The 19790-nt window shown below is 58.6% G+C and carries 14 protein-coding genes, 1 tRNA gene and 4 pseudogenes; 6 read left to right on the forward strand and 13 right to left on the reverse strand.

Annotated elements, in window-relative coordinates; genetic code table 11:
* Positions 1-5: 5 nt before the first annotated feature.
* Positions 6-929, reverse strand: coding sequence for a 2-hydroxyacid dehydrogenase (locus tag N2605_RS25035; RefSeq protein ID WP_109142886.1), 924 nt, complete (start codon positions 927-929; stop codon positions 6-8).
* Positions 930-1250: 321 nt separating this feature from the next.
* On the opposite strand from N2605_RS25035, the gene N2605_RS25040 reads away from it, so the two are divergent.
* Both N2605_RS25040 and N2605_RS25045 read left to right on the forward strand, forming a co-directional pair.
* The gene (locus N2605_RS25040; protein WP_036008192.1) at positions 1251-2126 is read left to right on the forward strand and encodes a GNAT family N-acetyltransferase; all 876 of its coding nucleotides are present in this window, start codon (positions 1251-1253) and stop codon (positions 2124-2126) included.
* An 813-nt stretch (positions 2127-2939) separates the two neighbouring features.
* Positions 2940-4295 (forward strand): integrase family protein, encoded by a 1356-nt coding sequence (locus N2605_RS25045; RefSeq protein WP_260343401.1) that lies wholly within the window; start codon positions 2940-2942, stop codon positions 4293-4295.
* Positions 4296-5181: 886 nt separating this feature from the next.
* Here the strand turns inward: N2605_RS25045 and N2605_RS25050 are convergent.
* Positions 5182-5601, reverse strand: a complete 420-nt coding sequence (locus N2605_RS25050; RefSeq protein WP_260343402.1) for a hypothetical protein — start codon at positions 5599-5601, stop codon at positions 5182-5184.
* A gap of 294 nt (positions 5602-5895) precedes the next feature.
* On the opposite strand from N2605_RS25050, the gene N2605_RS25055 reads away from it, so the two are divergent.
* Positions 5896-5971, forward strand: a tRNA-Ile gene (locus tag N2605_RS25055).
* Positions 5972-6487: 516 nt separating this feature from the next.
* Positions 6488-6667: pseudogene (locus N2605_RS36490) on the forward strand (IS5/IS1182 family transposase); the annotation flags it as partial.
* A 504-nt stretch (positions 6668-7171) separates the two neighbouring features.
* On the opposite strand, the gene N2605_RS25060 reads toward N2605_RS36490, so the two are convergent.
* The 8 genes and pseudogenes from N2605_RS25060 to N2605_RS25090 all read right to left on the reverse strand — a co-directional run.
* Complete coding sequence (locus N2605_RS25060) at positions 7172-7981, reverse strand: effector protein NopP (RefSeq protein WP_311735318.1); 810 nt, start codon at positions 7979-7981, stop codon at positions 7172-7174.
* Between the two features lie 281 nt (positions 7982-8262).
* Positions 8263-8758 (reverse strand): annotated as a pseudogene (locus tag N2605_RS25065) (IS66 family transposase); the annotation flags it as partial.
* A 407-nt stretch (positions 8759-9165) separates the two neighbouring features.
* Positions 9166-9585, reverse strand: coding sequence for a S1/P1 nuclease (locus N2605_RS25070; RefSeq protein ID WP_260343403.1), 420 nt, complete (start codon positions 9583-9585; stop codon positions 9166-9168).
* Complete coding sequence (locus tag N2605_RS25075; protein WP_260343404.1) at positions 9551-10048, reverse strand: phospholipase C/P1 nuclease family protein; 498 nt, start codon at positions 10046-10048, stop codon at positions 9551-9553. The genes N2605_RS25070 and N2605_RS25075 overlap by 35 nt, the downstream gene beginning before the upstream one ends.
* A gap of 467 nt (positions 10049-10515) precedes the next feature.
* Positions 10516-13245 carry a DUF5695 domain-containing protein gene (locus N2605_RS25080; RefSeq protein WP_260343405.1) on the reverse strand — a complete coding sequence of 910 codons (2730 nt, stop codon included), beginning with the start codon at positions 13243-13245 and terminating at the stop codon, positions 10516-10518.
* The gene (locus N2605_RS36495) at positions 13178-13594 is read right to left on the reverse strand and encodes an ATP-binding cassette domain-containing protein (protein ID WP_425248808.1); all 417 of its coding nucleotides are present in this window, start codon (positions 13592-13594) and stop codon (positions 13178-13180) included. The genes N2605_RS25080 and N2605_RS36495 overlap by 68 nt, the downstream gene beginning before the upstream one ends.
* The gene (locus N2605_RS25085) at positions 13539-13685 is read right to left on the reverse strand and encodes a hypothetical protein (RefSeq protein ID WP_425248809.1); all 147 of its coding nucleotides are present in this window, start codon (positions 13683-13685) and stop codon (positions 13539-13541) included. Before N2605_RS25085 ends, N2605_RS36495 begins: the two co-directional genes overlap by 56 nt.
* Before the next feature lie 37 nt (positions 13686-13722).
* Positions 13723-14253, reverse strand: a pseudogene (locus N2605_RS25090) (amino acid ABC transporter permease); the annotation flags it as partial.
* Between the two features lie 390 nt (positions 14254-14643).
* Here N2605_RS25090 and N2605_RS25095 point away from each other — a divergent pair.
* Both N2605_RS25095 and N2605_RS25100 read left to right on the forward strand, forming a co-directional pair.
* On the forward strand, positions 14644-15045 hold the full coding sequence (locus tag N2605_RS25095) for a DUF2169 family type VI secretion system accessory protein (RefSeq protein WP_260343406.1): 402 nt from the start codon (positions 14644-14646) through the stop codon (positions 15043-15045).
* A 209-nt stretch (positions 15046-15254) separates the two neighbouring features.
* Complete coding sequence (locus N2605_RS25100; protein ID WP_260343407.1) at positions 15255-16583, forward strand: DUF3422 family protein; 1329 nt, start codon at positions 15255-15257, stop codon at positions 16581-16583.
* Positions 16584-16649: 66 nt separating this feature from the next.
* On the opposite strand, the pseudogene N2605_RS25105 reads toward N2605_RS25100, so the two are convergent.
* The 3 genes and pseudogenes from N2605_RS25105 to N2605_RS25115 form a co-directional block, all read right to left on the reverse strand.
* A pseudogene (locus N2605_RS25105) lies at positions 16650-16939 on the reverse strand (DUF736 domain-containing protein); the annotation flags it as partial.
* An 840-nt stretch (positions 16940-17779) separates the two neighbouring features.
* Positions 17780-19027, reverse strand: coding sequence for a type II toxin-antitoxin system HipA family toxin (locus N2605_RS25110; protein ID WP_260343408.1), 1248 nt, complete (start codon positions 19025-19027; stop codon positions 17780-17782).
* Positions 19024-19326: a helix-turn-helix domain-containing protein gene (locus N2605_RS25115; RefSeq protein WP_126261749.1), complete on the reverse strand. Its 303-nt coding sequence runs from the start codon at positions 19324-19326 to the stop codon at positions 19024-19026. Before N2605_RS25115 ends, N2605_RS25110 begins: the two co-directional genes overlap by 4 nt.
* Positions 19327-19790: the final 464 nt, after the last annotated feature.

A 19790-nucleotide genomic window follows, 5' to 3' on the forward strand; every position in this document is an offset into this window, starting at 1 on the left:
TCCTGTTAGTAACCGAGTGTTCGATCGACAAGGCCGATCGGATTTCGTCCAGCGCGGTGGCGCCGGATGTTCTCTATGACCGATTGTGCCGCCGTATGCGGTTGGGTCACGGATGCGATATGCGGCGTGATGATCACCTTCGGATGGGACCAGAGTAGATGGCCGTCCGGCAGCGGCTCGGGATCGGTGACGTCAAGCATGGCGGCTGCAAGGTGCCCGCTGTCGAGCGCCTCGATGAGTGCGCCCTGGTCGAGCTGCGGGCCGCGGCCGACATGGAGCAGCCTCGCTCCCGCTGGCAAAAGCGAGAAGAGCCTTGCGTTCAGGATGCCGCTTGTTTGCTCCGTCAGGGGAAGAAGACAGACGAGGATATTCGTTCCTCGCAGGAAGTCACCAAGCTGGTCGTCCCCATGAAAGCAGGCGACTCCCTCGACAGTTTTTTCGCTGCGGCTCCACGCGGCGATGGGAAACTGGAACGGCTTCAGGCGGTCGATTGCAGCTTGCGCCAGCATGCCAAGCCCCAGGAAGCCAATACGGCGATCGGCCGCCTGGGACGTTGGAAGCGCTTGCCAAACGCCCCTTCTCTGCTGCCCTTGGTAGGCCAGCATCTCGCGATGCAGCGTCAGCACACCAAGGACGACGTATTCCTGCATCATGCGTATGATGCCATCCTCGACCATGCGCACGAGCTTCACGTGGCCAGGTATGGTCTCCGGATTGAACTGATCGACGCCGGCGCCGATGGAAAAGAGCAGCTCCAGATTACAAAAGCGCCAGACATCGTCTGGCACGTTCCAGGTCAGCAGGTACCGTATCTTTTCCGGATCGATAGCTTCGCTGCAATGGTAAAATTCCAGGTCAGGGAGCTCGCACGCAAAAGCCTCCCGGAAGACTGCGCCCCTGGCAGCATCAGAATTGAAAAGAAATGCCATCGATGCACGTCTCCGCCTCGCTCGGTATGTCGACGACGTCGGGAAAAGCGACTAGCCTTGCAAGACTTTCGTGGGGATTCACGGCGATCCGGTCTGCCTCCACGATTTTTGCCGAACACCGAGAGGATAGCTGCGAGCCGGAGCTTTCCCTGCCGAATTACGTTGCAAGACAGGCCGAAGATTTCGAAAAGAGGGCCCAAACAGGGGAAACCTGCTGGCTTTCCGTGCGATAGTGGGCGAAATAAGCCCGCTACCCTGGCGGAAAAGATAAGGCGCGATGTGCGAAAGATTGGCATCTCGCGAAGGAATGGACGAGTCGAGATGGGACGAACGGTACGCGTGAAGTCCTTTGAGCTGGCCGCGAAGGACATCAACGACGTTGATGTGACGCTGCTCCACGCGCTCTCGACCGGGGTTGGCTGGCCGCATCGACCCAAGGATTGGGATTTTTTGCGCCGCGCAGGTCACGGCATCGTAGCCGTTGATGGCATAGGACGCGTCTTCGGCAGCGCGATGTGGTTCCCATATGGCCGCGAATTCGCGACCATTGGCCTGGTGATCACATCGCCCCGAACCCAGGCGCAGGGTACCGGCCGTTGGCTCATGGAGCAGGTGTTCGAGCGGTGTGGCGACCGGACTCTAAGCCTCAATTCGACCGATGCCGCGTATCATCTGTATCTTTCCCTGGGCTTCACGAAGGAAGCCACCGTCTATCAGTGGCAGGGAGAGGCCGTGTCACCACCTCCGCCAGTGCCGGCACTCGACGGCGAATTGAGCCCGCTCACCGGGAATATCCAAGAGATCACAGCACTGGATGAACGCGCGTTCGGGACCAGTCGTCAGAGGCTGCTTGCATTGCTTTCTGAAGGTGCGTCAATCTGCGTCCTGCGTCGTGGCGGTGAGACCGTCGGTTATTCCATGAAGCGCGAATTCGGGCGCGGTCATGTGATCGGCCCTATCGTCGCCAGCAATGATTGTGACGCGATCCATCTTACGGCCGTGCATCTCAAGGATCTCGCCGGAAAGTTCGCCCGCGTTGATACGCGGGAGCAGACGGGTCTGTTTGCGGATTTTCTTCAACAGAGCCGCCTCGGAATGAACGATACAGTCACTACCATGTCCAAGGGACGGCGATTCCTGAACCGAAAGGGAAACGAGCCGTGGGTTTACGGGCTGGCCGGTCACGCGTTGAGCTGAGGCTGTGAAGCGAACTGCTAACAGTCCAGCTCGTGCTTCACGGGAGGGACAGAGCAAGAGGGAGAACACGTCCCGCCCAAAATAGCGGATCTATCCAGATGCTCCTCGAAGCGTGGCGCTCGCCTTCCCGGACGACTGGTCGAGGCAGGCCGCGGCCCCGCTCCTAGTTATGCGCCAAAGCGGTGCTGCTAGGTCGATCCGTCCTCTACGGATTTGCCGCAAGGGGCTGTGGCATCCAAGGCCCTGGCTATCCTTTTCGAAGAGATCGACAGAACGCTGGCGCTCATCGGGTGTCCCGCAGCTTCTCGATCGAACGAGTTATTCATCGCACCGTCTGCGCTCTTGCCGATTACGCAGAGCCGCTCGAGCACGTCCGTTTTCCTCGCCAGAGTGTCCTAATCTACGACGCTCATGTAATCCGCCTGTACTGCGCGACCCTCGCGCTGTATCTCATGCTGCGAATGTGCAGTGAGGGACAGAGCCAAACGGGTGTGTGACTTAGTCTCGCCCACAGAGAGGGTCGATCAAGCCAAGCTTCCAACCGAAACGTCCGTTCTGCGCGCGGTCTGGCCAAGTCTTTGAAAAGCTTGGTGGGCGCACCAGGGCTCGAACCTGGGACCCGCTGATTAAGAGTTCAAAACGGGCGCCTCTCTACGATTTCTGAATCTACGCCATGCCGCGACAGCGGCCAAGAAGGTCTTTTATTTCTAGGGACTTGTCGCATAGCTTCGCAGTCCAGCGAACCCAGACCTTCAAACACCTCGGCTCGCCAAAACCGTTTGAAAACCGTTTTAGCAGTTCACATCCGCCCCCATGACCGACATTCGTATTGCTCTCAGCGACAAAGCTATCGCTCAGCTACCGACTCCTGAAGATGGCTGGTATTTGGCTCGCGACACCGAGTTGAAAGGGTTCTTTGTCGTCGTGGGTAAGCGGAAAAGGACCTTCACTGTTCAAGGCGACCTCAGACAACGGGGGAAGCGGGCCTCTTCCATAAGAGTGTCGATTGGAGATGCCACCGAATTAACGACTCGAGCGGCTCGCGCAATTGCCAAGGAATACCTTGCTCAGATCAGCAAGGGACAGCACCCGAAAGCGAGGCTAAGCGGAAAGGCCGGACAGGCCGAGACCGATGGGAACAGTGGGGTAACGGGCGCTACCCTGAAGCAGGCTTGGCAACGCTATTTGGAAGCCCACCTAATCCGAAAAGGCCGTAGCGAGAAAACGATAAGTGGTTATCGGGATCACGTCGAACGTCTCTTTTCGGAATGGCTTGACACCCCTCTGCTCGATCTCGCGAATGATCCGGCTCGCGTCGCCAAAAAGCATGATCAGCTTACTAGGGAGAACGGTCCCTACATGGCCAATGGGAGCATGCGGACGCTGCGAGCCATCTACAATCATGCTCGGAAGACCAATCGATCGCTGCCGCGTGACAATCCCGCGGATGCTGTCGATTGGAATCAGGAGGAGCGCAGGAACACGGGTATGGGCACCGGCGATTTGAAAAGATGGTTCATAGAGCTGGCAAATCTGGACAATCCAATCCGGCGCGAATTCCATCTTTTCACCTTGCTGTGTGGGTCTAGGCCAACCGCATTGCAGCAAGCTAAGCCGGAACACATCAATTTTCGACGGCGAACGCTCCACATCCCTAGGCCCAAGGGAGGCAGCAAGCGAGCGTTCGACATCCCGCTGTCTCGGGAAATGATCCTGAGCCTCATTCGAGTGCTTCGCTTCGGCAGGCAATTGCATCCGACTCAGGCGCAAGAATGGTTATTCCCAGCTGAGAGCGCCTCCGGACACCTGGCGGAAACCAAGGAGGACCGAGATATCTTATCAAAATGGGGCAATGACCTTCGTCAAACATTTCGGACAATTGCCACGGCTGCTGGCGTTCCCGAATTCGACGCCAAGCTCCTCATGAACCATTCAATTCCTGGAGTTAATGCAGGCTACGTCACTCGACATAAGCTAGTTGAAGACCATCTGCGCAGCCAACAACAAGCCATCAGTACCGTCGTGTTTTCCGCACTCGGTAAGTTGCACGCAGAAGAAGGCGCCCTAGTCGATTGGCTTGGTCGATCAAGCCAAAGAGCTGTGAGCAAATTCCGATCCGACCCGCCTACTCTCCGCGAAGAGCAAGAAAGAATCCGGCAGGCAGCCTGACCTCTCTCCTGTCGGCTCCGGGTCCTAAGGATCTCTTTCCAGCTCAAGTCGGGGAATGTTACTCGACAGCTACCGCCTATCTCCATATCATATCTCACTCAAATCCTCCCGCAGGAGGCAGTTCACGTTGGCCGTAGCGAGCGCAGTCTAACGCTCGGACTCGCCCAACCGTCCAAGCGGCGTTATCGCTACTGGCTAGCGCAGAAAGGCGCAAAAGGCGGCCTTGGGGGATTCAACACATAGATCAACTGAAAACTTTGTCCCCACGTCTGGCGGCCAATGCTCTCGAGCGCGGGCCTGACACTTTGCCGAAATCAAAATCAATGGTGTCGATCTGGCAACCTCGCGCGAAAATCAAAAAACGGCTGCTTCGTAACCGGGCTTGAGCTGTTCTTGAGCGCGTCGGATATCGCGGAAAGCTATCCCTTTAAGTCCTCGTAGGGCCCCTGCGCGCAGGGAGCCGACACAAGCCCGTCACGGGACGAGTAACCGACTGTGTTGGCGCATCTCAAGATGATGAACCTGGCCGGGCGGCATGGCTCCGGCGGCGGTCCAGACCGGATGGGCCATCGTACATTGGAGCGCGATGAATTCCCCCGCGGACGTGACCGTAAAATCCGCGGGTGCGTCAGGCGTCCATCGAAACATATCCTCGGCGGCGAGCCGCGCGATGGTCGGCGAACATCGCCAGTGGAAAGAACTCCTCGTTCCAGCTCTCGGCCCAGGAAATGTCCGCACCTAACTGTGTACGAGGCTTGGCGGACAGCCCTCGGTCGCTTTGCCTGCCTTGCATGATAGCGGCGGCCATGCGCCACAGCTCTCCAATCGTGTGCGGTGGCGGGCAGAAATGGCGCGGGACGTGTCTCGTTCACTGAGCGGTCGTGACTCATGCGCCCCACCGCGAGTACCAGTCCGTCAACCTCCGGGTGGCGCAATCACATCCTTGTTCGGGCGACGACCGGAGCCAGCGAAGGCCAGGTCGGTAAAAGTTGGCGATCAACATGGCACCATGCTCAACGAGGCCCTCGCGGCCTAGATGAACGAAGCGCAGAAACTGCGCAGCCAGCAGCACGCCGGCCGCCACGGATACGAATCCGACTGACATGACAGGCTCGCCAGCTGCAAACCGATTCAAGTCCTGTTTCGACAATTGTCCGCAGCGGGGATCGCGCAGGTGTTCTTCCGCCTTGATCGGATCGACGCCGAGCTCGACGAACAGTTGGGCGCGCGCTTCAGGGGTCACGGGCCGCAACTCTTCGAACCCCCTTTTTACAAGCTCGTTGCGCTCGACGAGCGGCAGCTTCATGCTTTGCCAGGCGAGGCCGCTCGGACCCCGTGGATGCGATTGCCACGGACGTCGACCTCACCATCTGCGACGGGAGCAAAGGACGCGGTGAGCGGCCGTGCTCACCGTTTCTGGGCGACAGTGCCGGCGCTCCTGCTGTAGGAAGGCGAGATGCTCGCCTGGCCGATCTGCCTGTTCTGGTCCGCGGTGAGACTTAGCCTCGCACTTGTTCTTATTGGCATTGCAAGGATGCCAGCCACCCAATAGACGATCCCCTGCAACCTCGCTGGCTGCTTTTCGGTGGTCGCCAGGACTGGGCCTGTAGCTCAATGGTTAGAGCCGGCCGCTCATAGCGGTCTGGTTGCAGGTTCGAGTCCTGCCGGGCCCACCAGAAAACTCAATAATAACATAACTTATCAGGCAACCATCGCACCAGATACGTGCTCTTTCGTTCACCGGAAGAGGCCGCACTTGGCGATTTTGTCAACCGCATCGGAAAAATAGTTGGGATGGCCAGCCATCGCGATCCGCTTGATCCAGAGCAATCGTTTCCACGCTATCTTGGTGTGTCACGGCTAATGGAAAGCGTTGGTTTCTTGCGTCTTACGTGCGTCCTGGACCGCTGGTTTCTCAAGCGTCAGTACCTCGTTGTTAGAAGCGGAAGCGTGCGCTCCAGCAATTCAGTAAGCCGACCGCGACAGCTCGCCGCGCGCGGGCTCTCTTCGTCTTGGTTTCCTTCGGGCTCGATCGTTTGTCGTGCGGCGCGCTAATGCAGATCAGGACCTTCCGCGAACCGGCGCTCCATACTGCTCTGTCCCGATGTCGAGCATTCCTCTTTCCGACCAGCGGTGGCCAGGAGCGGCACGCCTCAACCTCGATGAGCTCATCGGACATGATTCAGTAGCGCATCGAAGGGGACGATGCGCCGAAGAAGCACAAGACGACGGGATCGAACGATGTGTTCCGGGCGCGGCTGGATCAGATCATTAACATGAAGCACGAGCTGGTTCAGCTCGCCAACAAGATCGATTGGGACTGGCTCGACGGCGAGATCGCTCCGCTTTACAGCGAGGACGGCCAGCTTGGGTCGAGTAGGTGAGCGTAGCCGCGAGCAGAACCGGCTTGAGTTGTGGACCGGCTGCATGTGCCGGCAAAAATTTCTGCGACAGAGCGCGCTCAGCGCCCCACGGCGGCGGACGTAGCAGCCCCCGTCTCTTCGTCGCCCACCTCCGGCTTCATGAAACACCTAATCGCGGTGTCCATCAAACCGGCAGCAGCTCAATTTCTGGGAGGATACAACGCATTCGCCCGCAGCGAGTCGAATACTAACTTGTCAGCTCGCGCATGCCATAGGCAATCCGCTTCCCGCCCGGGCCACAGTCGAAAACCCCGGTTGGAAGCCGGGATTTTCTTTTGTGCTATAATAGGCAACAACTCTCCTAAACCGCCGCGGTGAGGTCAGTACAGTGCACCTCACGCTTGGGGCCGAATTTGACTTCGGCTTCGTTCCATCCAACGCTCGATCGTAAGCCGCAGCTGTCGGTTGGTCTGCGCTCCTGGTTCACCTCAATCAATTGGTGGAGATCTCACGTCACATAAAGTCTCCATCCGAATCGGACTCAGGTGAAGGTTCATCATCACTCGGCGTTTTGACTTTGGAGAGATACATCGGAGAATTGGTTGCACGTTGCCATTCACCATCCCTATATCTCCACTGTCTGGACTGGGTGGGATCGAGTACCATATCATTGTGATCTACATCAACGAAGCCCATTTGTTCTGCACGGGCTCTCGCTTCATCGCTAGCAGGACGCCAGTTCACCAGCGGCCGTTCGCCGTCTTGCCGTAGTTGGTGCTCAAGCAGAATATCGCCGGCGTTGCCGACGAGCGGATGAGCAACCTGAAAATCCACGATTGAGGTGACGTCAGTTCGTCCGGGGAACTGTTCTCGCCACCGTTGGCTGGTGAACTCAGTCGCCATAGGAAATCCGGCTTCCGTTCTTTGGAGGCCAACGCTCCTATTTCCCAGTTGGTAGCTGTAATATCGGGCGGCATCAGAATCCCTTCGGATCCCGTAACTGCTAGCGACCTCCGCGGTGCGCCTAGCTCTTTCGGATACAAAATCTGAGTATTCCTGCGGATTGTTGGCGATATGATTGATCTCGTCACTATGAAAACTCCTCACCCGTTCCCGGAATTCGGCTTGGTCGATCTCAAAAACGGGAGATCTTGAAGTGAGGTAATAACTCGGTTGCGAGGATGAGCTGGCACCCGAATCCTGCAATCCCATTCTACCGAACGCGTCCGCGAAATTGTCAGCATTCCTGTGCTCCGGGGAGCTCGCGTAATGATACTCATCAGCGGATGGAATATCCGACCAATTGTTAATTCGACCGCCCATGGCGACCACACTCCTATGGCTGCTGCATTGTGTTCAGGTCATTAGACCTGACCCCGCCGATAAGCAGCTTAGCTGTCCGTAAGCTGACGCCGACAATAAACGGAAAGCACAATTCTCTGAAACGGTAGAGCGAGCCGGCGAGCGCGCGCAGTTCGGCGCCGCGCTCGCCGGAGCGTCTTCATAACTCGGCCGAACTTGAGATCAGCTGAGCGAAGCTCCGTTCCCACGATGGACGCGCCATCAGGGACAGCCCGCGTCAGCAAGCCTTTATTCTGGGCGATGTCATGGAGGAAGCGAGCGAACCCTTCCCAGCGGCTGAGCATATAATTGATAGCCTTGAGCACCTCGGACGAGCGCGAGAGGGTTTCGCGCTCGCGCAGCGGCCAGGCGTGCATGTCGTCGAGAAGCGGCTTGCTCTGTTCCTGGCGGAGGGCGCGCCGGTCCTTAGCGTCACCGGCGTTGATGTCGCGCTCGATCTCGAACAACCCTGATGGCCTCCAGTGCGATGGGGAGGACCGGCGTTCCCTTCTTGCCTTCCCGAGCATTTTTCTCGATGTCAGCCAGCTCGAAAAAGCCTCGCCGGTCATGGGCAAAGCAATACGCCGGCATAATGGGCAGTGTCTTCTTCGGCGCGTCGAACAGCGGCTTTGTAGCAATCGGCTTGCAGGACGCCCGCGAAGACCGCCAGATGCATCTGGGGATGCTCGCTTCGTCGGTCGCTCGAGGCGTAATCACCGCTGCCGGCGGCGGGAACCCGACGAAGGGCCGGTCGTCGCGCTTATGTAAAGCTCGACATAAGCGGGAATAGGCATACCCCGTGATTATGCGCAGCTCGCAAGAACAGGAGCCTATATCTATGGGATTCTCGGACGACGTCCGGCTGGCGAACTGCGCATAATTTCGGTCTTCCCTATCGAGCCTAATCAGCTCGATAGGAGATCAGCATGCAAATCGCCACGGCCTCGTGCTTGGCTGGAGGGGAGTATTCTTCAACCCTACGTTTCGCAATACCGGGAACACTTGCAGCCAAGGCGATAAGCGGCCCGCTCGCCGCTTTCCTTTGGCGAACGACCGGCAGCGCAGCGTGTGACGCTCGAATTCATTTCAACATCTGGTTCAGCAGATTGGCAAATCACGCCGCGGCAAGCGCAGCCTGATTGCGAGCTACGTTGCGAGCGTTGGTCTCATAATCTCGAGTTAGCATTCTGCTTGGCCAGCTCGAAGCTTTCTTGGGCCCAGGTGGCAGGATCGAGAATCTGAGCCTTCGCGGAATTTGGGAGGACGACATTTTCGAGGCCGTTGAATTTTTCCTCGGCGTCGGTGATCGCTCCGAACACTGACGAATAGCCGCCGAACAAGCTATCCCAATAAGCATGAAGCAGGATCGTCTCGCCAGTGGTTGGAATGCCTTTTTCTGCGTTACCGCCGCGGTCGTCACCATCGTCGGGCAGTTGCGCGGTGTAACGGGCAATTGCATGAAGCGGCTGGTGTAGATCGCCAACCAGATGAAGTGTCCAGGCGAGACTGTAGGAACGCATAGCATCCGAAGCACTCGCTGAGGCTGGCAGCTTAGCGAGTAGAGCCTTGAGCTGCGTAGACAGCATCAACGGGATCCGGCTGCGGCAGGGACGTACCGTCCGGCGTGTACATAGCGTCCTTGAAATGCCAATAGGCATGCTTGAGGTGGCCATATGGGAGGATCTGTTTTGCCGTGGAATCTTTAACTTGATCCTCGTAGTAATCGTCCTTCGCTTTGATATCATCGGCCCATGTAGCGGCATGCACGAAGGCGTACAGCTTTTCCGTGCCCTGGGGCGCGCCTGCGATCCAGTTTGCGTAATCCGGGTTAAGTTTCAGGAGTATGTCGACGTGTTCTTTGGCCACCGGATTGGTTGCTTGTAAGCGAGATAGGCGATCTGCATATGCCCTTCGTGCCACCAAGCCGCGGCAGGCGAAAATGAGAAGCACGTGAAGGCGACTGACGCAGCAAGCGAACGCATTGATACCTCCCGAACGAAGCGGCCCATGTGCCGCGTGAATAGCCGACGTTTTTTTCATATCCTGCACGGTTTATTCCTTCAAAGGTATGACACCATCGAGTGTTACCGATCTCCCGTCGTAAGTTTTGTGCCGCCTGTTTTGGATGACGTGCTGGGGACCGGCTCCAGGAATTTCGTGCTTGAACGACCTTGACCGACGGTGATAGCGCAAGCTTTCTTTTGACGGCGCTTCCGAAGCGTTTGTTTTTCCAAGCTTCGGGGATTGCCTCTGTGCTCCTGGGCCGGCTGCCTTTGGTCCACGTATATAGTGCTCCCAAAGGACCGTATTCCCGCGATCGGCCTGAAGCATGCGTGAGACGAAGTCCCTATTTCGGCGGGCCACGCGAAGTAATCGTTGCAAAGCATCAATGACGCAAGAGAGATCCGAGTACTCTAGCCAAAAATGGGCCAGTTTTCCGGTCTCAGATCATGTCCCATGGCGCTTCCTTCCAATGGTGCGATAAGGATGCACCATCAAGGCCAGGGGCTAAACATCTAGCGAACCTGAATCCGCGGTAAGCGCGCCGCAGGCAAGCGGACGACGATCCGGCTGTCCGTGATGTCGACGACTTCCTTGCGCTTCCTCCCGTCATCGTACCGCAATTCGAGCGTCACTCCCGATGCAGATGGTGCAAAGGGCTCAGGCGTAAGGCTGATCCACCCCTCCCCCAAATTCAGAATGATCGGTCGATCCGCGCGAAATCGGGCGTCGAGCAGCACCAAGTCCAATCGGAGAGACTGGAGCCGCAGGTTCAGCCGTCGGCGCACGCCATCACGTGGGCAGATCCGCAGGGTGTGAGCGATCGTCTCCATCGTGCCACCGTAACAAACTTGACCAAAGATGGGATCGTCGGCAACGATCGTCGCAGCAGCGCGGACCGCCCCACAAAATCCCAGGTCGATCTCGCACGAGTAATACCACGCTCCCCGGTGATGCGGCTGACCGAGCCATGTGGTCCCGCTCGGCGCCGGCTCGAAGCCGCCACCGGCCGCGCCGTCATTCTCCTCGCCCGGATACCAATAGCCATGACCGGCCGACGCAGGGCCGCTGTTCAGCAAAGCCCAAGCGCTGAGTTGTGAGGCATAGCCGAGACGAAGGAGCGGATGCGGGTCGTCTGCATCGTTCAGCGCATGATCAAGCAGCGCCCAGCCGCCCATCTGCGCCATGTAAGTCAACGTATAGGCGTCGCCCGCAGTGCAGCGATAATCGCTGCCCAGGTAGTAATAAGCAGGTTCAAGCCAGCCACGGCAGAACAGATTTGCAGCGATCTGACGCTCGGCGAAGGCACGCGCTGCCGCCTTCGAAACTCCCATGGCGACAGGCTCGTCAAGGGCCGAGCGCGCCAGTACCTGTGTTGATTCGAAGGCTGTGGAATCGAACGGATATTCCGACTTGAACAGGTCCGCCTTTCCATCGACGAAGGCGCGCACCTTACGCGCCCAGTGCGCCTCCAAGGTCGCTGCCTCGCGCGTCAAGCCCGCCGTCGTAAGCGCCGAAACCAGTTCGAGGATAACACATTCGTTGCAGAAGCCGGTGCGGTAGGCAGACCACATCACCACGCGCATCGGCACCGTGAACATGGCCAGCGCCGTACCGTAGGCGCGTACCAAATAATCTCGTGCGCTCTGGCGGGTGGGTATCGCGGGATGGTCACGGGCGATGCGGTGCATGGCCAAATACATCGCGAAGATGTGCGGATAGTCATAAGGCCGCCAGATATGCAGGCGGCCCTTTGGGCTGGGATCGCTGCTTTCCCGGTTCTGCTTCCAATCGGGTATGCCGTAGAGGCCGTAGGCGTATGCCTCCTGTGTGGTACGTTGCAGCCCGCCCCAGACGAACGTATCGATATACCGGTCCAGCGCCGCCACTTCCGCCGCATCAGGATGCTCGGCATTCTTGATTGCGAGGTAAGCGGGCTTGCTTAGCCCGGGATCGTCGCACGTCACCTCGTAGATGCGCCAGCCCTTGATCCGGTCGTAATTGTCCGGGCCAAGCAGGACCTGCGTCTCCATGTTCCACTCGCCAAACAAACCGTCGTACCATTTGGACGGGTCACGATGCTGCCGCTTCACGATGAAGGCTGCCCGCTTCTTCATCATCGTCTCGACAGGCTCGGTAGCGAAGAATTCAAGAAAGGTCTGGCGCCCACCCGGCTGGTGCAGGGTCAGCCGGTTCTCGCCCAATCGCGAAAAGCGAACCCGCCACAGTCGCCTGCCAGCACGATCCGGCAACCGTTGCACCAGCGTGTCGGCGGTAAATTCCGCTTCGATTCGCTCCACCGGAATGGAGGACGCGAGCGCAATGTCGACATGCAGGTCGGTGGGAACCGTCATGCCCGGCATGACTTCCACGTCCACCAGACCGGCGTCCGCGATAGCCCTGCGCGCGGCCTCGTAATCGGCAACCCACTGGAAGCGAAGACGGTAACGCCGTTGCTCGGCCGGCGACAGGGACAGGGAATGGGTTGGCTGTCGCCAGCGAGTCCCGCCCGCCACTGCCTCGCAGGCGGCCGCCCCGCCCAAAATGTAGGCGCACCACGTCCCACCGGCTTCGGCCGAATCCTTGTGGACATCCCAATATTCCAGTGACGTGTCCGCCTCTGGTAAGAGCATGAGGAGGGGACCGGTGCTGTTGCCACGAATCCAGAAGATGTGCGACCCATGCCCCGAGACGAAGCTGTGCTTCAAAACAGCCATCGATACCGGTTGCCCTGCCGGAAATTCGGTGTTCATCGGCATGGGCAAATAGAGGTCGCCAACCTCCACGCTCGCCATGCCGTCGTTCCGCAGCATGATCTCCCACGTCAATCCAGCCTCGTCGACTGCGAGGCGGGTTGTGAGAAGGACGCCGGCATCGCGGGCTGCTAGTTCAAGGGCCGTGCTATGCATCGGCTTCGTTGCATCAACGCCGGTTCGAAGCGTATGCCAATCGGATCCGGCACGCCGAATTCTAGCGTGAGCTGTCCCCAGCACGGCTCCAGGCCGGACATAATCCGTGTCATACGCATCGTTACGATAACGCAACGAGGTAATGCCGTCTTGTGTGCACCCAACGACGAAGGGAGAGTCGGCCGCCTTCAACACCATGCCAACCTTGCGCTGCGGCCGATTGGGTGTAGGCACCGTAACGCCCCCGAACAACGCGCTACCCAAGAAGCTACTGCCCAACAGCATCGTACGACGCGTATACGTCCAGACTTTGGACATGCCTTTGATCTTCGTCATCAACCTCCCGTATCGTTACACATGGATGATCAAGGCGTGCGGTTGTGGAAGTTCCGGCCATCCGGCAGAGCAGCGACCGCTTCTTAGACCACCGAAAGCGCTTTCGCCCAATCCTGTACCTCCATCGCCAGCCTCTGTTTAGCCAAGATCGGCATTGCGCTTTCGCCCTTGGCGATCCGCCCTGACTCGGCGGCTTCGCTTCATCGCTGACGTGATTCAGCGCCGCGCCAAGCAACTTGCCATGAACGTCCCTGCCCTCGAACAGCACCGAGCCGGACTGGATTTCCTCGAGCCTATTGACGGTGCGGGTGAGCGTCGACTTGCCCGAGCCGGACGGCCCGCAGACCAACCACCACCTCGCCCTTCTTCACCTCGGCGTTGACGTCGCTCAACTCGGCGAGTGCACCAAACAATTTGTGCACAGCGACGAATTTGATCATCGGATCGGCATCCGGGATGAAGTCTCATACGACATGGTCATGCCCCTGATGCGCTTGCGGGTACGGCAGGCAGTGCAGACACGGCAACCTGGCCTGCGGTCCGGCGCGCGGTTATCCGCCGCTCGACCATGTTGATGGCATGCGTCAAGGTCCAGCAAACGATGAAGTAGCTGATGGCAAGGATGAAGTAGACTTCAAACGGCTTGGTCAGCAGCCGGTTGTTGTTCTGTCCGGCAGCAAAGGTGAGCTCAGGGACGTTGATGATGTAGCCGAGCGTGGTCTCCTCGATGGTCGAGGCAAACTGGCTGAGGATGCTCGGGATCGTGTTGAACAGCGCCTGCGGCAAAATCACGTAACGCATCGCGCCGAGGCGGCTGTGTCCGAGGGCGCGTGCCGCGTCCATCTGACTTGTTGGCAAGGCTTGAATTCCGGCGCGCACGATCTCGCTCAGGAATGCGCCTTTATAGCCGACCAGCGTGACAAGCATGGTCGCGAACGCCGGCACGCTGTGGCCGATCAGAATCGGCAGCACGAAATAGACCCACAGGATGATCAGCAGAGTCGGCACAAAAGCTGGTACGGCGATCAACGTCCAAGGCTGAGATCGTCAAAGCGAATCGAATGACGAAGTTGCCTTTGTGCTTGACGGTCAGCCCTTCAGCCTTGAACCCGCAGTTGCTGACGTGGCCTGATGGCGGCAAAGGTTCATTCGCGACCGTCGAACTGCTAGTCGCGGCATCGCGGCAAGCTGCGGCGGAGCGGCTTTGGGGACCGAGGATTCTGCTTGAGCAAATTGCCGCTGCTTCGAATATCAACCTTTGCCGTGGAAACGAGGGTTTACGCAACGCGGAGCTAAACGGCTGCCTACCAAATTTGGTATGGGACATAAAGACGCGCTTGCATCTAGCGACCGAAAGTCTGTCACGCTCGAGCGATATTGGTGGGGACGAAAAACGTCTTGGCAGGCTTCATGCCCGTTCCTGTAAAGCCCCGCACACTGGCTCTGTCGACCAAATGCGAGCGTCGTCCTCCAGGGACGAGCCTCATTTCGGCCTTCGCCGTGTTCAATCTCGCCGACTCGCACCCGAATCGTTTGCAGGGCGAGCAGGAGCTTTGGGTCATGGCCGCGAAGGAGCTTCCGCCCGGCATCTCCCTGCACGCCGGTATGCTCAAGCCACAAACCGAGGTGCTCATCGGCGGACACGCGGCGGAACCTGAGGGACGGTCAGACAACAACGTCCACTTAGATCTAGGCATCCATCGAACGGTGCCGCGCGCCACCGCGAAGGCGCGCGCGCACCGCCACACCTCTTTAGCCTCAATGCCGGCATTTCGCCATAAACAACGGACCATACGTTGATGGCGTCGAAAGCTGGATGGGGCGGCTCCATCTTAATCTGCCTGGTCTGACGCGCGTCCCGCAAGACCTCTTTCCCGAGTTCAAAGCGGCGTGATCATCGACACGGCTTCGTCAGCAACCTAGCCGCGCGCAACCGTTTCCCAGCACCGCCATTGCCTCCGGCGTCTAGGCTGACGGTTGCCTGCTCACCTGAAGCGAGGCGTCAATACATGATCGATGACGAACTGGATCTGCGAACCTTCACGCCACATCCGCAACGCGACGCTGTGCTCCGCGAAGTGCACGCGCGCCCCTTCACGCGCCTTGATTCGCCGTTCAGCGTGATCCACTTCGCTTTTCTTGCACAGGGCGAGGCGGCCACAAGCGATCGCTGCCGTTTTATCGATTTTTGCCTCGAGCGCAATCTTACGCCGCCTGAGCAATCGGCGAAACTTCATCAGATTGTCATCGGGCCCGCTACGCTACGCTGGGAGCAGCATTCTGAATTTACAACACTCACCTGGATCTGGACTAATTCAGATTGTTCTGCCGCAGACCGATTTGACAAAGTTGATGGTACTGTCCGATCGCTGATCCGCGCGTTGCGTCAGACCGGACAGTTGCTGGTCGCGATCAGGCTAGAAGTGGAGCAGGACGCCTCGCCGACTACGCGGGCCGAACAGATTTTTGACGAGAACAGCCTCGCCATGGTTGCCACAAAGAGCGGCACAGGCATTGCCGCCTCAGACTTCCGCGTGGACGAAAAAGGCTTCACGAAAATCCTCGTTTGCGACCTTGGCATGACATCCCGCGATCTTGGAGCGCTGGTGCAACGGCTCCTGGAAATCGAGACCTACCGTCCATTGGCGCTGCTTGGTCTGTCGGCGGCCCTTGAGCTTGCACCATCTGTTGATCGCATCGACCGCGGGCTTGTTGAGGCTCTCGAGAAGATGCAAAGCGGTGAGGGGCTGCGGTTCAACAACCATCTGCTTGCGGAGCTGACGGCGCTGGCAGCCTCCTTCGAAAGAGGCGCGACCGGCAGCCTGTTTCGCTTTGGCGCGAGCAGGGCCTATAACGAGCTGGTCCAATCGCGTCTGTCCATCATTGAAGGCAACAATGTCTCGGGCTATCCAACCTGGTCGGCGTTTCTAGCGCGCCGTATGGCGCCGGCGATGCGAACCTGCGCGACCGTTGAGGACCGTCAGGCGACTCTATCGGTCAAGCTAGCGCGTGCCGCCGATCTGTTGCGAACCCGGGTCGACGTCGAAATCGAACGGCAGAATCATGACCTGTTGCAGGCTATCAACGAGCGCGCGAGACAGCAACTTCGGCTGCAGTGCACGGTCGAAGGATTGTCGGTCGGGGCGATAGGATATTATGTGGTCAGCCTGTTTAGCTATCTTGCCAAGGGCGCGCATGACGTCGGACTGCGAGTAGAGCCATCGTTCCTGACCGCGGCCTTCGTGCCGATCGCGGTGGGCGTGATCTGGCTGGTAAGCTACAATGTCCGAAAGAGACACCTCAAGCACAACGACGCGCCCTCCGTTACTTGCGACTAAAGCTGCTTGAGGGGTTCGGTGCGTCCGTCCTGCGATCCTCGCATGGTCGGGGTCAGTCGCCCTTGCGCGGCCGGGACGGGGCCAGATCAGGCTGAAGCCCTCACCTTCCTCGTCGGCAGGTTGACGAAGATCGGTGGGGTGAAACTCGGATCGTCGAGCTTCAGACCCCCTCGTTGGAGCCCTTCGCCCGGGCGACCCTGATCTCCAACGGCCGACGTAGACCCAGTGGCTCGGTTGTCGCCGGAGCGGTTGGTTTCGGGGGCAATCCGCACGTTCCTGGCCTGGAGCGAGAGGGTGACGATTCCACCGATGAGCTCGTTGTTGCCGGTCTTCGTGAAGGTACGGGTGCTCGCCATAATAGTTCTCCTTGATCTGTGTTTCCGAGCCCGCACCGGCCTCGATGGTGATCGACGGGCCGGAGGTGATCGACGGAGCACGGCGATCGATGCGTCAGGCGTCCTTCGGGTGATCAATCATCGAAAAGGCCGTTGGCGCGCTCGGCCTGCAGAGCTGACGTCAAGACGAATGTGGCGAGTTCAACCGCACCGAGAGGCCGGCAAGTGAGTTCGATGGTGATACGCGCCTTCTGCCTTTTGCAACGGACCAATTTGGAGTCGTAGTTACGTGTCAGCCGCGCGGCCGTTCACCTTTTTGTCGCCGTCTCATTTCTGAAATGCGACCGCTTGGTCCATGCCTCTATGATCGCTGCTTTGAATGTCTTGGCGCTTTAGACCAGCTAGATTCTAGTCACATCCTGATGAGGTTTTTTTGACATCCTGGTCACACCTCGTGCACACGTCCCCCTTAGCAGTTGACAAACCTAAACTCCCGACCAAGCTCATCACAGTCAGTCTTGCAAAGCGCCACGATCTGCGGCGATATTTTGTACGATCCCCTGGTCGTAGAGCAGGGCCCCGAATCGTGCCGGGCAGCGACTCGGCAATCGAGAAGTTCGACGGCTTGATCCAATTGGTCGCGCCAAGACCCACATCTCTTGTCGCACCCGCGATGATCGAGAGCCCACGAGCGGATCGGGCCGCAGCGCGCCGTAGCGAAGCTTGCCATCGAGGCTGCCGCCCAGACCTGGCCTCGCGCAGCACGATCCCTTGCTCCTTCGCTGTCTTTGATGAGCCCGAGCGAGCAGCATCCCGACGGCAGCAATGCTCGCGAGCCTGAAGGGCAAAAAGGCTTGAGACTTAGCTCGGATCCAGAACCAGGCTCATCTCGCGGATTTTTGGATCGATCTTTTCGAGGACAGCCGTCGGAACCACATCCCGCTCAGGAAGGTGCCACCAAAGATCGTTCACCGATGAAACAACTTGCTTGACGGCCGAGATGACGGCGGGATCCGGTAGTCGCGCCCGGTTGGCAAACTTCCGCCAACGATCCGGAGTAAGCGCCTTGAAGGACTTCTCGCCCCCCAATGACAGCGCCATGTCGTCCTTTGGAAAATAGGCCGTGGTCGACAGCACGTCGTACACTGGGGCGATTGCCGGAGTGCAACCGTCGCCCGGATAGATCGTAGACCAGTTTTTCAAGTGCATGTCTCCGTTCCCGACGAGCGCGGCAAGAGCCAAGCGGCGGACAAATTCGAGTGCGGCATCTGTCGACACCGCGACGTTCAGTGCGGAGGCGATATCGTGGTATGAAGCGTCATCGTACTTCTTGGATGGTTGCCGGCCGAAAACCTGAGCAAAGTCTTCGATATGTATCCGCCTGCCGTCGGGGCCCCTATCGAAACGCTTCACCAACAAAACTTTACCGGTCGAGACGGTGTTGAACTCTTCAGGTATCTCCTCGAAATCCGATTTTTCAACAAGCTCTCGTTGAGGCACATCCATACCGATTGCCTCCGAGAGCGCCAGGATGGCGAACTCATTTTCCGACAATCCGACAAGATTGGTTGAGGGGAATTTCGCAATGTACTGACCCTGCTCGTCGCCGATGGACAGGGTCAATCCGCCTGCCCTGCCCGTGTTTTTCATCACCGAGAGCTTCATCTGAACTCCGGCCAGGGAAAAACGAGCTTTGATCAATTGTGGATCGTTTTGAGCAGCTTTTGTGGTAGTGCCGTCGCTGGGCACGACGCGCACGGCGCCCGGCAAGTCCGTGCCAAGCGCCGCCAGGAGGTCGAAATCGTTGCCCGGCCTCACCGCTCCTGCGTGGTGTTTCTCCATTGCCTCGCGGAGCCTGTCCTCAGGCAACATGTTCGCGAAGAAGGCCGGCAAGACGTGCGCTACGGGTTTCGGATCTTTGCGAAGGCCGCCATCGGCGGAGCGCAACGAAAGGCTCAAGATTGGAGGCCTTGCCATGGCTCGATAGGCTGGATCCAGGCTGAAAGCGTTGAAATCGCCCGGCGTGCGTACGAGCGTTCCGACCTTAAGCTTTTGAAGGAACACGTCGAGCGATTGGATGGTGTTGGGGGCGCGGACTTGGGCACTCATTCATCACCGTCCTTATCGGTGGTGAAGGCCGGTCGGTCTTCGTCGTCGGAAGGGCGAAGCAGAGCATTGACGCCCGGGACCATTGCTTGTGGGATCAGCATCAACTCCATACCCAGCGCGCGCGCGACGTTGATCAGGGTCGTGGCACGCGCGGCGGCCGCGCCCTGCTCGATATCACGGTAACGAGGCCTGGAAATCCCCGCGCGTTCAGCCACCTGCTCTTGAGTCAGACCCGCTTGTTTCCTGGCATCCCGGAGGAGCCGTCCTAGGTGGAAGGTGGTCTCCGAGCCGCGCTCCATGATCTGTACTCGTATCATTTTTCCAAAGAAAGATTCGTATACATATCCTGCTCACATACGGGCATCAACCTATTGTGTTCTGTTTACGTATCTTTCCAACATAAAAGATCTGTGAACGTATCATTCTTTAACCGTGGACAAGGGAGCGCCTGTCATCGCAACGGGCCGCAGCAGCCCGCGCGAGATCCCTGCCCGCTCGATCGCCTCGTCCACAACGCCCACCGTCTCGATTTCACCGGCGAGAGGCTGCGCCGAACACGGTCATCCGCCCGAAAGACCTGAGCCCGTGGCGCTGTGGACATGCCGCTGCGCTTTGGCAACGCAATAGCGCGCCCACATGCCCATCTGTGGACGCGGGGATGCAAGAAGAATCTTTCGTCAAGCGCTGCGCTGTAGTCGGGTGCTGACATCTGTCCGGCCTCTATCGCGACCGTCAAATGTCGCCGGCCCGTATGGGAGTTCGC

The organism is Bradyrhizobium yuanmingense (genome assembly GCF_025200905.1).
Lineage (GTDB): Bacteria > Pseudomonadota > Alphaproteobacteria > Rhizobiales > Xanthobacteraceae > Bradyrhizobium > Bradyrhizobium yuanmingense.